Below are 13,010 nucleotides of genomic sequence, written 5' to 3' on the forward strand. Positions count from 1 at the left end.
AACATAATCGTCATGTCCAATTTGTTAAAATTTTATTATTTTATTTCAACCATCCGCCTGAAACATAAATCGTTTGACCGGTGAGGTACCCTGCCTCTTTGGCTAATAATTGTTTTACCCAAAATCCAATTTCTTCGGGATGTGCGAAACGTCCCATTGGAATTTCACTTGAGATATCTTTCTTTGCATCTTTCGAAAATTGTTGATTCATTTTTGTATCAACTGCGCCTGGTGCCACCACGTTAACCGTAATACCTAACGAGGCAACTTCTTTACTATAAGCATTGGCAAAGGACGATAACGCACCTTTTACAGTACTGTACAGTACTTCCATTGGGCTACCAACGCCTCCATAAATTGACCCAATAAATATAATTCGGCCAAAATGATTTTGGGCTAACTTTGGTTCCAATTTCTGAATTAATGCCAATGGTGTTTGAACTTGCATCTTCATCATTTTATCTAAATCAGACATTGGGGCTTCATTGAATAAATGGTAAGAAGTTGTTCCTTCAGCAAATATTACAGCATCTACGGCAAATAGTTGGGATATCACTGGATCAACATTAGTCGCTGTCATATCAAATTGTAACGGCAAAAAATCTTGTTTTGGATATTTTCCCCTCAACTCTTGTGTTAATCCCATAATTGCTTCATCATTTTGATAATAATGCATTGTTAGCGACCAACCAATATCTGCCAATTGTCTTGCAATCATTTGACCAATATCACCAGACGCTCCAAAGATAACTGCCCAACTCATTTAATCATCCTCTTTAGCCATAATTTGGTAGACACTAATTGCTTCAGAACGAATAAAATCTTTAGCTCCTTGGCGAACTTGATCTAATGTCATATTTTCAATAATTGGTGCCCTATCAAAAACAGTGGCATCATCAAACAAATCACCATCATACTGATTTGCAATGCTCTCAAGTGAGTTCATCGATTGAATGGATTGACCTAACATTTCACGTTTAGCCAATTCAAACTGGGCCTCAGCCCCTGAAAGGTACTCTGACGCATTCTCTAAAATATGAATAATGGCATCCGATAACTTTTGAGGGTCATCAGTATCACCACTAATACTTGCAAAATGGAAGCCACGTTCAATTTCAAATTCATAGCCAAAGGAATCATCTAACGTCCCTTCATCATATAATTTCATATATTGAGGGGCCGTGTCACCAAACAAAAGATAAAGAAGCATATGGATTGTCTCTTTGTATTTCAAGCCGTTACGGCCTTCTGGAACATTATCTAATCCTTTTATACCAACAATTGTTTTAGCACGTTGAATGGCCATCTCAGTTGCACGATATGGCATGATGTCTGAACCGTCTACTTGAGTTTCTGGAATTAATCGTTTAATTGTTTCTGCTGCTTCTGGAAACTTTTTATGATTTTGATTATTTTTAATTAAATCTAAAGTTTCTTCTGGATCAACATTTCCTACAATAAATAAATTCATATTACTTGGATGATAAAATGTTTCATAGCACTTATATAAATCATCTGCCGTAATTTTATCGATTGATTCAATTGTTCCAGCGATATCACTGCTAACCGGGTGATTTGGGTAAAGGTTACCTAAAATACCAAAGTATAAACGCCAATTAGGATCGTCGTCATACATTTGAATTTCCTGTCCAATAATTCCCTTTTCTTTTTCAACTGTTTCAGGTGTAAAATACGGATCTTGCACAAAATCTAGTAATGTTTCAATGTTTTCAGGAACATGATTAGAGCTTGAAAATAAGTAGCTCGTTCGTGTAAAGCTTGTGAAAGCATTTGCACTAGCACCATATTCTCCAAATAAATCAAACGCATCATGATCTGCTTTTTCAAACATTTTATGTTCTAAAAAATGGGCGATACCATCCGGTACATGAACAACATCTTCTTCACCAATTGGTACAAATACACTATCAACTGAGCCATAATTTGTTGTGAATATACCATAAGTTTTATGAAAACCTTTACGAGGTAATATATTTACTTTCAAGCCATTTTCCAAAGTTTCTGTATATAATATTTCGTCAAACTGCGGGTATTCTAATGTTTTCATTAATTAATTTCCCCATTCAAAAAGAAGATTGCTTGTAATTTAACATTACGAGCGATAGCTTGAACGGCAGCTTTATCCACGCTATTAATGCCGTCTATCCACTCTGTTGCACTAACTTCTGTGCTTGTTAATTGATCAATCATCGATTGATTAATTAACGCCATTTGTGAGTCAAGACTACTTTGATATTGGTTAATCATTGTCATTTTTGTTTTATTTAATAGTTCATCACTAATGTCACCTGCGATAATATCATCTAATTGTTGTTGAACAATTTCGATAACTTTATCTTTATTTTGTGGTTCAATGCCTGTTTGTACAGTTAAAATACCTCTAAATGTATCTAACGAGCTACTTGCATAATAAGCCAAACTAGCTTTCTCACGAACATTTACAAATAACTTAGCTAGTGGTGAACCGCCAAAAACGCCATTGAAAATAAGACCCGCATAGTACCCATTTTCTCTGTAATAAACTGGTAACTGATATGCCAGATTTAATTTACCCTGAGTCACTGCTTGCGTTTCTGTTTTAGTCACAACTTCTTTAATAGCTTGATCATAGAATATAGGTATCATTTTAAAATCTCGAGGTTTAAAAGGCAACGTTTTAACAATAGTTTCAGTTTCTGATTCATCTAATTCACCAAGGACGAAAATGTCTACTCGATTAGTTGTAAGCATTTGTTTGTAGTAATCAAATAAGCTAGTTGCAGTTATCTTTTCAATATCTTCTACAGTCCCATAGCTAGGAATAGCTTGATCGTTTTGAAAGTAAAGTTTCTGTAATTCTAATCCTGCGTACGATTGTTTATCATCACTAATACTTCTGATAGACATCATCAAATTTTCCTTTTGGCGTTTAAATGTTTCTTCGTCAAAATGGCCATCAGTCACATTCGGATTGAAAATAATTTCTTTGATAAAAGCAAATATTTTTTTTAAACTTTCTGTTTTATGTTCTAAGAATTTATCGTTTACACCGTTTAAAATTAAACTTATTAAGTGAAAGTTTCCTTTTTTACTAACAGTGATACCAAAACTTGCACCATAAAGTTCTGATAATTTTTCGGCTAATTTTTGTTGAGATGGATATTCTGCACTACTAATTTCTAATAAGTTAGCTAATAGCATACGTTCTGCAGATTCTTTTCCGGTTAAAGGTGCTATAAAATTAATAACGATTCTATTCGTTTTAAATTGACTATTTTCAATAACAGTTAAGTTGACACCTGTTTCTAATTGTTTACGCACGAAAATGTGCCTCCTTTTAAATCGGATGTTCTTTTACCATGATAATTGAAAGACTAGTGAAACACAAATTTAATTGTTTCGTAATCTGTTTAGGCTAAACAAAAAAACTGAAAGCCCTAATTAGGACCATCAGTTTCTTCATTTATCAACACTTTGCGCGGCTTACTTCCCTCTGGCGGTCCAACGATTCCTTTTGCTTCCATTTCATCAACAATTCTAGCAGCTCGATTGTAGCCAATCCTAAAACGTCTCTGTAACATGGATACACTGCAAGATTGTTCATGAGTCACTAATTTAACAGCGTCCCCAAATAATTCGTCTTCTGAATCAGACGCTGATCCTGAGTTAGCTGTTTCTTCATCAGTCACAATCATCGTTTCATCGTATTGTGGTTCTTGCTGATTTTTAATAAACGAAATAACACTTTCAACATCTTTATCTGAAATGTAAGCATCTTGTACACGAATGGGTTTATTTAGCCCCATTGGTAGGAATAACATATCCCCACGACCTAAAAGCTTTTCAGCACCATTACTATCAATAATTGTTCTCGAGTCAATCCCACTGGAAACAGCGAAAGCCATACGTGATGGTACGTTAGCTTTAATCAATCCTGTGATAACATCAACAGATGGACGTTGCGTTGCCAAAATCATATGGATTCCAGCTGCTCGAGCCATTTGTGCTAAACGAATAATCGCATCTTCAACCTCATTCGAGGCTACCATCATTAAATCTGCCAATTCATCAACAATGACAACAATATAAGGTAACGTTGCTCTTTTTTGTCCGTCATCTGCGTTTTCTTGCATAATCATTTGATTATATCCAGAAATATTACGTTGACTAGCATCTGCAAACAATTCGTAGCGTCGCTCCATTTCAGAAACAACCTTATGTAAAGCTCGTGATGCTTTTTTAGGATTTGTAACAACCGGCGTTAATAGATGTGGAATACCATTATAGACACCTAACTCTACTTTTTTAGGATCAATCAACATAAACTTAACCTGATTTGGTTTCGTATTCATCAATAAACTTGTGATAATGCCATTAATTGCAACTGACTTACCACTACCAGTTGAGCCAGCAATCAATAAATGCGGCATCGTTGTTAAATCTGCTGTTACCAATTGGCCTGAAACATCGCGACCTAAAGGAACTTCGAGAACTTTATCTGGTGTTGGATTCTTTTGTTGAGATTCAATCACATCCCTGAATGAAACCATTGATACTTTAGAATTTGGTACTTCAATCCCAATAAGTGATTTTCCAGGAATTGGTGCTTCAATTCGAATATCTTTGGCAGCAAGTGCTAAGGCTAAGTCATCCGCAAGGTTAACAATTTTACTAACTTTAACACCAATTGCCGGATGTAATTCATATTCAGTAACAGATGGTCCTAAACTCACACTTTTAATTTCAACATCAACACCAAAGCTTTCAAATGTTTGCTTCAATATTTTTGTGTTTTTTTCAATTGTTTTATATTCGCCACTTTGGTCTTCTTTTGGAATTTTTGTAAGTAATGTAACTGGTGGTAATTGGTAATCTTCATTATCATCAGCCACTGTACTTGATATTATCTTAGGATCATCTTCTGAATCTAATTCTGAATCTGGTTCTTGTTGCGTAATGATAGGTGGTTCATCAACGGTCACTTCTCGTTCAGTTTTTATTTCCTTTTCTTCAGTTCTATGGTCAATTACAGGTTTTAATTCTTCTTCATCTTGTTCTGCTTTATTTTCTTTTCTTTCTTCTTTAAAACTATCTATTGCTACTTTCATTCGGCGAAAACCTTCTCTTGTCCAAGCAATAATTACGTTTAGATAGCGTTGAACAGTATACATAACTTCTGAAAAAGAGAGATCAAAAAAAATAAATAATCCGGCTAAGATGAAAAGTACACTAACAATATAGGTGCCTGCTTGTGAAATTAAGAAGTACGATAATTGGTATAAGCTTGCCCCTATCATTCCACCGCCAACTGTTGAACTAACTGCAGATTGTCGAAAATCGGAAACAAGTGTCTGCCATGTATATTGAATAAATTGGCTATGCACCGATGAGTGCCCAACAAACCAGGCTTCAAGAAAGACTAAAACACCAACATATAAAATAACGGATCCCCAATTAATTCTTTTCTTAACTTTGGGCTCTTTTCCCATAATCATTAAGTAACTTCCATATACACCGAGAATTAATAATGCGAATTGATATGTATTACCAACAAACAAACGGAAAACGTTAGCAAATAAAGCACCCAAATATCCCAGTGCTAGCACACCAAATATTCCAAACAATAAAAATATAACACCAATTATATTTTTAGAAAATTTGTATTGAACTGTTTTTTTTGTTGTTCTTTTTTTTCTTTTCTTTTTTTGAGCCAAAACAGTTCCTCCTTCTGTTAAAATAGATACTCAATTATACCATATCTTAATTACCTTCCGTGTCATTGTCTAGTCATTTCCACAAAAAGAGAGTTAATAACAATTATGTTATTAACTCTCTTTTTTGGCTGTAATTTCTTTGCCATCTTTAACTAACAGTAACCCTTGATATAACTGTAAATCATCACCACAATCTGAACAATAATCCATTTGTTCCTCATTCCAAAATGCTGTCAAAAATTGACGTTTACTTTTTTGATGGCTAAATTCAGTGGTAAATGCGCTAGATTGTTCCTCAAAAAAAGCCATCGCTTCATCCATTGAATCAAAATCAACTGTTTTTTGAATATGACTTTTCCAATCATCAAAAAACCACCATGGTTCATCAAATCCAAACATTGTTATTACTTGAAACAAGTTAGCTCACACCCTTCCATTTTATAAAATGACTGTTCATCATAAATACCGGTTTATTTCTTAACCCGAAGCAAGTATAACCCATTTATGAATTTCTAGTCTATAAAATGCTCAAGCTACTTATTTTAGCTTATCATTTTCATACGTGTGTGTTTTATCTAGATTTAAAAAGTCTTGTTGTCTAAGTGTTTCATAAATTACAATAGCAGCTGAATTAGATAAGTTTAAGGCACGAATGTGCGTATCATCTTGTGGAATTCGGATTGCTTTCTCTTCATTTTGGCGCATAAAGTTTTCAGGAAGACCTGTTGTCTCTTTACCAAACAAGAAGTAATAGTCCTTATTCACATCAGAATAATCTACTTGTGAATAAGTTTGCGGTGCAAATTTTGAAACCAAAAAAAGTTGTTTCTGATCTGGAATAGATGCTAAAAAATCTTGTAAATTTTTATGATACGTAATTTTTACTTTATCCCAATAGTCTAGTCCAGCACGTTTTAAATATTTATCGTCTGTTGAAAATCCTAAGGGCTCAATTAAATGTAGTTCAGTATCCGTTCCAGCACAAGTTCTAGCAATATTACCTGTATTAGCAGGCATAAGTGGTTCAAATAATGCAATATGATTCGTCAAAAATTAACATCCTTTCAAAAAATCGTTATTATTTTAGGCAACAAAAAAACGCATCATTTCGGTGTGGGCACGGCGAAAAGATACGTTAATGAAGATCAATTTCCAGAAGCTGACAACATCGTCGACAGTCTCTAAACAACCGAATTCGTATACTCATAATACCACAGCAATTTATTCGTTACAACACTGATTCTAACTTATTTTTACGATATTTTAATAGTGTAACGTCAACCGTAATTTTGGTTAAAGGTTGTTTTTTAGCTTTAGCCTGATTATCTGTTGTAGCTCCCCAATGTAAAGGAGTCATTTCGAGTAAGGCAGGAAACAAGCCTTCTGGAATATCGAATTGATAACTAATTGTAATTTGTTCAGAGTCAGGATAATTTTCTTTAAACAGATTTAAAACCTTTTCATTACTATAACTCCTATTATGACTCTCTTCGTTATATAGAAGTTCGCGTAATTCAACTAAGTAATTTGAATTTGGAATGATTTTTAATAACTGCCCGCCATCCTTTAATACTCGATCAAATTCTGTATAAGCAGAAGGCGAAAAAATATCAATAATTGTTGAAAATGACTTATTATTAAATGGTAGTTTAGCCAAATCAGCAATACAATAAAAAGCATCTGTCTCTTGTTGTGTCGCATAATTGATTGCATCTTTTGAAATATCAAATCCAACGTAAGTGTCTTTAGCATTTTGGCGTGTTACTTCTATATCATGAAGTGGTGTTCCCTCTCCACAACCTACATCCATAATTGTTTCTTCTTCATCAGAAAGCTGCTCAAGAATTTTATCCGTAATCGGTTTAAACAAGCCTGCTTGTAATAACTGTCTCCTTGCTAACCACATATCCAATTCATAATCACTTTTAACCCCATGATTCAAGAAAAAAAGAGTTCCTTTTTTTGATAAATCTATTTGATGATTTTCAGGGCAAAACATCGTCTGGCCTTCAACTTTACTGTAGGGGTTTAAGCAGACAGGACATCTAAATAAATCGATTTTATTTTTTAAAAATACGGCACTTTTCTCAATTTTTTTCAATTTACACTTATTCCTTTTTATCGTTTATTTTACATTCAATAGCTATTTATTTTTCAATGTTAATGTAATGACCTTTAACCAATTCAACAAGTTCTTCACGTTTTACGCCAACAGAACGACCAACTTTACCAGCTGAAACCCAAATTTTATCGAACTCTTGAATTCGTTCATCAAAATAAATGGGAAATCCTTTTCGAACATTAATTCCAATTGGTGTATTTGCGCCATGAACGTAACCAGTAATATTGATTAAATTTTTATTATCTGCTAAATGCAATTGTTTTTCATTTAATTCACGTGCTACTAATTTTAAATCAATTTCAAAAGTAATAGGAAGGCAAACAACTACGTAATCTCTATCACCGTTACTTCCCTGTAAAACAATTGTTTTTAAAATACTTCTTTCATCCGTTCCTAGTTCTTTAGCTTCTTTGCTTGAATCCATTTGTCGACCACCTAAAAAATCAAAAGTATAGCTCTCAAATTCAATATGATTTTGATCTAAAATGCGTTCGTCATTTGTTTTTTTTACTTTTTCTTTTTTTGCGATAATAATCACTCCCAAAATAATTATAGCACGACGTCTATCTCTTCACGTATTCTTATTTAATTTTCGATTTATTTCAAAAATATGTTGACTAAATTCGCTAAATAGCGTAAATTATCAGTTGGTTACTGATAATAATTTAATAAATACTAAAAATAGTTCGTGTTTAAAAGAAATGGGGAAATATTATGCCAGTTTTTGATTATGAAGATATTCAGCTCGTCCCTAACAAATGTATTGTAAATAGCCGTTCCGAAGTCGATACATCTATTCAATTTGGCCCTCGCCGTTTTAAACTACCCGTTGTACCTGCGAATATGCAGACAATTATCGATGAACCGTTAGCAGAATGGCTTGCATCAAATGACTATTTCTATGTCATGCACCGTTTCGATGAAGAGAGTCGCTTACCTTTCGTCAAAAAAATGCATGCAAAAGGTTTGTTTGCTTCTATTAGTGTTGGCGTTAAACCACATGAATGGGCATTAATTGAAGAGCTTGCCGATGCTGATTTAATTCCAGAATATATAACAATTGATGTGGCGCATGGCCACGCACAAAGTGTCATTGATTTAATTCATCATATTAAAAAATGGTTACCAGAGTCATTTCTAATTGCTGGAAATGTTGGCACACCTGAAGGCGTTAGAGAACTAGAAAATGCTGGTGCAGATGCAACTAAGGTTGGTATTGGACCCGGAAAAGTTTGCATCACTAAAATTAAAACTGGATTCGGTACCGGCGGGTGGCAATTAGCCGCTCTTAGATTATGTTCTAAAGCAGCAAGTAAACCAATTATCACTGATGGTGGTATAAGAACTCATGGTGATATTGCTAAGTCAGTCAGATTTGGGGCCTCAATGTGTATGATTGGTTCACTCTTTGCTGGTCACAAACAAAGTCCTGGTGATTTAATTGAAAAAGATGGTAATCTATTTAAAAGTTATTTTGGCTCTGCCTCTGAATATCAAAAAGGTAGCCACACTAATGTTGAAGGTAAAAAAATGCTCGTTCCTTTTAAAGGTGACATTCATGAAACTTTACTTGAAATGCAACAAGATTTACAATCTTCAATTTCTTATGCTGGTGGTAATTCTCTCTCTGCACTTGAAAAAGTCGATTATGTAATTGTTAAAAATTCAATTTTTAACGGTGATACGCTTTAATCAAAAAAGTTAGACAAAATAAAATTTGTCTAACTTTTTTGATTATCTTTATTCGTTTTCTCTGATTCGTCATACAAACCAGAATCCTTTTTATACCATACAAAAATCCGCGTTACAATAACTTTTAGAATTGCATATCCTGGGATTCCAAAAATAACACCTATTAATCCAAAAACCCGTCCCGAACCTAATAAAACAATTAAAATTGTAACGGGATGGATTGCTAAACTACTTCCAAGAATCAATGGAGAAATCAATCTTGCTTCAATTGTTTGTTCAACAATAAAAACAACAATAACCTTTATCAACATAATTGGTGACACGAAAGCAGCAATTACTAGTGCAGGAATCATCGCTAGAAAAGAGCCTAAATAAGGAATTAAATTCAAAAAACCTGCCAAAATCCCTAACGTTAAAGCAAACTTAAGACCAACTACTGAAAAACCAATAACAAATAATATGGCCACAAAGAATGCTACCGTTAACTGACCTCGGATATATTGACTGACTTGTAAATTAATTTCATCTAATAATTCAATGATTGATTTGCGATATCTTACTGGGAAAAAATTTGATAAATACTCAGGTAAATCGTGCCCATCTTTTAATAAATAAAATAAGATAAAGGGTGCTGTTACTAATCCAATGATAAATGTCGTTACAGTACCAACAACGCTACCTAAAGAATCAACTGTTGATCCAATAACTGAGCTCGCTTTTTTGGATACTGTTCCTACGATATCTGTATTTATTTTTTCAATTGAAGTTTTAATAGTATCAAATAAAGATGACGACATAAAATCATTCGTTTGATGTGTGATATTTGACCAATACGTCGGCCAATTTTTAATAATACTAATTGTTTGTGTTTGTACAGCAGGAATCAAAACGACAATCCCCCATACTAAAAACCCAGAAATTACTATAAATACAACTGTAATAACCAAACTTCGATTCAATTTAAAGCGCGTTTCACAAAAATCTATCAATGGGGATATTAAATAATACAGCACGCCAGCTAAAACAATTGGGAAGCCAATAATGCTTAATAACTCTCCAATTGGTGCGAAAAACCAGCCCACTTGTGCTAACATAAAAATAATTAGCAAACTTAACAAAACAATTGATAAAATGCTAACTGTTTTATTATTAACAACCCATTTCCAAAACCATGATCGTTGTGAAGTCGATTTTTCATTTGGGAGCATTTTAATCTACTCCTTTACTTATACGTGATTGTATTACCGACTTTAAAAGTTGGCAATACATGCGGTGTTAAATAAATACCATTTGGTTGTGGATGTTCTGGAACTTCCATAAAGAACAAGGTAGCATGCCCAACCGACTCAAAATTACTTGAAACTAACTCTCCAGCGAAATCAATTTTATAAGTTTGTTCATTAATAATCATTTCATCACCTGTTTTTGGCGAAATAATTTTTTTATCATCTTCAAATGATTGAATGACAGAAACTTGTCTTAAATCATCCGTTGCACTCTGATTGAAAAGGATAACAATAGGTTCCTTTTTTGAGATGGCATCTTTTCCAATTTCTTCAATTCTTGCTGTAATCATACTTTATCGTCTCCCTTATCCTTTATAGTTACCTATAATTATAGCATAGTCCCCAGTATAAATAATAACGTTTACAAAAATATATGATATAATATTGACAATATCATGAGGAGGTATTTGTAACTATGAAAGAGACTATTTTGTTTGGTACATATACAAAAAAGACAAGTACTGGTATCCAACGAGCTCAACTTGATACAATTGAAAAAAAAGTTTCTAACGCTACACCCTATATAAAGGTTGAAAATCCAACTTATCTCACGAAATCGGACAAAGGTGTCTTATATACCGTTTCAAAGAGGTCAGATTTAGGTGGTATATCAGCCTTTACCCTTGCATCAGAAAATCCCCAATTTTTAAATGACGTTTCAGCTGAAGGCGCTCCGCCTGCTTACGTTGCTGTTGATAATAACCGTCAATTAGTCTACAGCTCAAACTACCATAAGGGTCTTATTTCCATTTCAAAAATTCAAACTGATGGCTCATTAGCTCTTATTAATGAAGTTACAAATGAAGGTCATGGTCCAAAACCAGAACAAACAAGCTCTCATATTCATTTCACTGATTTAACACCAGACAATAGGTTAGTTGTTTGTGACCTTGGAACTGATCAAGTGTTAACTTTTGATGTGTCAGATAATGGTGCTATTAAACAAATTGCTGAGTATCGTTCAGAGCCTGGGTTCGGTTCTCGTCATATTGTTTTCCATAAAAATGGAAAATTAGCATACTTAGCTGGAGAGCTCTCAAGTGAAGTTTCGTTACTTAGCTACAATCAAACGGATGGTTCATTTAAAGAGATTCAAACACTTTCATCAATTCCATCTGATTGGAATGCTCATAACGGAATTGCTGCTATTCGCATTTCTAAAGATAGCCGCTTTTTGTATGTCTCTAATCGCGGAAACAACTCAATTGCTTGTTATTCACTTGCTGTTGATGGCACAATGACACTTATTCAACTTATTTCAACTGAAGGTGACTTTCCTCGTGATTTCAGTTTAAATAAAACAGAACAATTTTTGGTTGTTGCTAACCAAAACACTGATAATGCTACCTTATTCGAACGTGATTCAACCTCTGGTAAATTAACTTTACTTCAAAAAGATATTGCCGTTCCAGAATCCGTTTGCGTTTATTTTGAAAATTAGGAGAAATTAAATTTGTTAATTAAAGAAGTTGCAGTTGAAAATTTTACTGATATCCCAAAACAATTTGCCGCTGGTGCTAATCGTTTTGAACTTTGCGATAATCTTGCTGTCGGTGGTACAACTGTCAGTAAAGGTGTTATGTCTGAAACAATGCGTTATGCACAGGACAATGAAGTCCCTGTAATGGCAATGATTCGTCCCCGTGGCGGAAATTTCGTTTATAACGATACCGAATTAAAAATTATGGAGGCTGATTTATTTCAGGCTCAACAACTTGGTGTAGATGGCGTCGTATTTGGCGCTTTAGATACGAATAATAACTTAGACATAGAGGCGATGGAGTTTTTAATTGCAGCAAGTGGTGGCATGCAAATCACTTTCCATATGGCTTTTGATGAAATTCCTAATAATGCACAACTTGATGCGCTATCTTGGTTAGCAGAGCATGATATCGATCGTGTTTTAACGCATGGCGGATCACTTGATAAGCCTATCGAGGAAACGTTACCCCACCTCAAAGAAATTATTGACTGGTCAAACGGTCTCATTAAAATTGTTCCAGGTGGCGGTATTACACTTGATAATGTTGATACTATTGCTGCTAAATTAAACGTTAAAGAGCTTCATGGTACAAAAATAATTTTAAAATAATCATCTAAAAAGGTTCCAACAACTTCATGTACTAGGCCCTGTCAAGTTGACGGATGAAATAATATAAAATTTAATATGTTTCTAAATGGCTTTATCCCAGTATT

At 34.0% G+C, this 13,010-nt stretch carries 13 protein-coding genes; 3 read left to right on the forward strand and 10 right to left on the reverse strand.

What is annotated here, in order from left to right:
- Positions 1-40 precede the first annotated feature (40 nt).
- The 8 genes from ymfI to AC1RPV_RS06690 form a co-directional block, all read right to left on the reverse strand.
- Positions 41-763: an elongation factor P 5-aminopentanone reductase gene (gene ymfI, locus AC1RPV_RS06655; RefSeq protein WP_481761851.1), complete on the reverse strand. Its 723-nt coding sequence runs from the start codon at positions 761-763 to the stop codon at positions 41-43.
- Positions 764-2,068: an EF-P 5-aminopentanol modification-associated protein YfmH gene (yfmH, locus tag AC1RPV_RS06660; RefSeq protein ID WP_481761852.1), complete on the reverse strand. Its 1,305-nt coding sequence runs from the start codon at positions 2,066-2,068 to the stop codon at positions 764-766.
- On the reverse strand, positions 2,068-3,321 hold the full coding sequence (yfmF, locus tag AC1RPV_RS06665) for an EF-P 5-aminopentanol modification-associated protein YfmF (RefSeq protein ID WP_481761853.1): 1,254 nt from the start codon (positions 3,319-3,321) through the stop codon (positions 2,068-2,070). Before yfmF ends, yfmH begins: the two co-directional genes overlap by 1 nt.
- A 116-nt stretch (positions 3,322-3,437) precedes the next feature.
- Positions 3,438-5,714 (reverse strand): FtsK/SpoIIIE family DNA translocase, encoded by a 2,277-nt coding sequence (locus AC1RPV_RS06670; RefSeq protein ID WP_481761854.1) that lies wholly within the window; start codon positions 5,712-5,714, stop codon positions 3,438-3,440.
- 111 nt (positions 5,715-5,825) lie between these two features.
- Complete coding sequence (locus AC1RPV_RS06675; protein ID WP_481761855.1) at positions 5,826-6,131, reverse strand: DUF1033 family protein; 306 nt, start codon at positions 6,129-6,131, stop codon at positions 5,826-5,828.
- A 120-nt stretch (positions 6,132-6,251) separates the two neighbouring features.
- Entirely contained in the window at positions 6,252-6,764 is a 513-nt protein-coding gene (gene trmL, locus AC1RPV_RS06680) for a tRNA (uridine(34)/cytosine(34)/5-carboxymethylaminomethyluridine(34)-2'-O)-methyltransferase TrmL (protein ID WP_409021458.1), read from the reverse strand.
- A 178-nt stretch (positions 6,765-6,942) separates the two neighbouring features.
- Entirely contained in the window at positions 6,943-7,815 is an 873-nt protein-coding gene (locus AC1RPV_RS06685) for a methyltransferase domain-containing protein (protein WP_481761856.1), read from the reverse strand.
- A gap of 46 nt (positions 7,816-7,861) precedes the next feature.
- Positions 7,862-8,365 carry a YbaK/EbsC family protein gene (locus tag AC1RPV_RS06690; protein ID WP_481761863.1) on the reverse strand — a complete coding sequence of 168 codons (504 nt, stop codon included), beginning with the start codon at positions 8,363-8,365 and terminating at the stop codon, positions 7,862-7,864.
- Positions 8,366-8,550: 185 nt separating this feature from the next.
- Between AC1RPV_RS06690 and guaC the strand changes: the two genes are divergently transcribed.
- Positions 8,551-9,528: a GMP reductase gene (guaC, locus tag AC1RPV_RS06695; RefSeq protein ID WP_481761857.1), complete on the forward strand. Its 978-nt coding sequence runs from the start codon at positions 8,551-8,553 to the stop codon at positions 9,526-9,528.
- 29 nt (positions 9,529-9,557) lie between these two features.
- On the opposite strand, the gene AC1RPV_RS06700 is transcribed toward guaC, so the two are convergent.
- Both AC1RPV_RS06700 and AC1RPV_RS06705 read right to left on the reverse strand, forming a co-directional pair.
- The gene (locus AC1RPV_RS06700; protein WP_481761858.1) at positions 9,558-10,736 is read right to left on the reverse strand and encodes an AI-2E family transporter; all 1,179 of its coding nucleotides are present in this window, start codon (positions 10,734-10,736) and stop codon (positions 9,558-9,560) included.
- A 14-nt stretch (positions 10,737-10,750) separates the two neighbouring features.
- The gene (locus AC1RPV_RS06705) at positions 10,751-11,104 is read right to left on the reverse strand and encodes a PTS glucitol/sorbitol transporter subunit IIA (protein ID WP_409021462.1); all 354 of its coding nucleotides are present in this window, start codon (positions 11,102-11,104) and stop codon (positions 10,751-10,753) included.
- Positions 11,105-11,229: 125 nt separating this feature from the next.
- Here AC1RPV_RS06705 and AC1RPV_RS06710 point away from each other — a divergent pair, with 125 nt between their 5' ends.
- Both AC1RPV_RS06710 and AC1RPV_RS06715 read left to right on the forward strand, forming a co-directional pair.
- Positions 11,230-12,255, forward strand: coding sequence for a lactonase family protein (locus tag AC1RPV_RS06710; RefSeq protein WP_481761859.1), 1,026 nt, complete (start codon positions 11,230-11,232; stop codon positions 12,253-12,255).
- Between the two features lie 12 nt (positions 12,256-12,267).
- Positions 12,268-12,906 (forward strand): copper homeostasis protein CutC, encoded by a 639-nt coding sequence (locus tag AC1RPV_RS06715; RefSeq protein ID WP_481761860.1) that lies wholly within the window; start codon positions 12,268-12,270, stop codon positions 12,904-12,906.
- Positions 12,907-13,010 lie beyond the last annotated feature (104 nt).

It is taken from the genome of Dellaglioa sp. CoH-55-MRSF-9, assembly GCF_056782155.1.

What these genes read in the sequence shown, in the direction of transcription:
- AC1RPV_RS06710 (WP_481761859.1), top strand. Translation starts at nt 11,230, where the DNA reads ATGAAAGAGACTATTTTGTTTGGTACATATACAAAAAAGACAAGTACT.
- yfmH (WP_481761852.1), bottom strand. Translation starts at nt 2,068, where the DNA reads ATGAAAACATTAGAATACCCGCAGTTTGACGAAATATTATATACAGAA.
- AC1RPV_RS06705 (WP_409021462.1), bottom strand. Translation starts at nt 11,104, where the DNA reads ATGATTACAGCAAGAATTGAAGAAATTGGAAAAGATGCCATCTCAAAA.
- ymfI (WP_481761851.1), bottom strand. Translation starts at nt 763, where the DNA reads ATGAGTTGGGCAGTTATCTTTGGAGCGTCTGGTGATATTGGTCAAATG.
- guaC (WP_481761857.1), top strand. Translation starts at nt 8,551, where the DNA reads ATGCCAGTTTTTGATTATGAAGATATTCAGCTCGTCCCTAACAAATGT.
- AC1RPV_RS06700 (WP_481761858.1), bottom strand. Translation starts at nt 10,736, where the DNA reads ATGCTCCCAAATGAAAAATCGACTTCACAACGATCATGGTTTTGGAAA.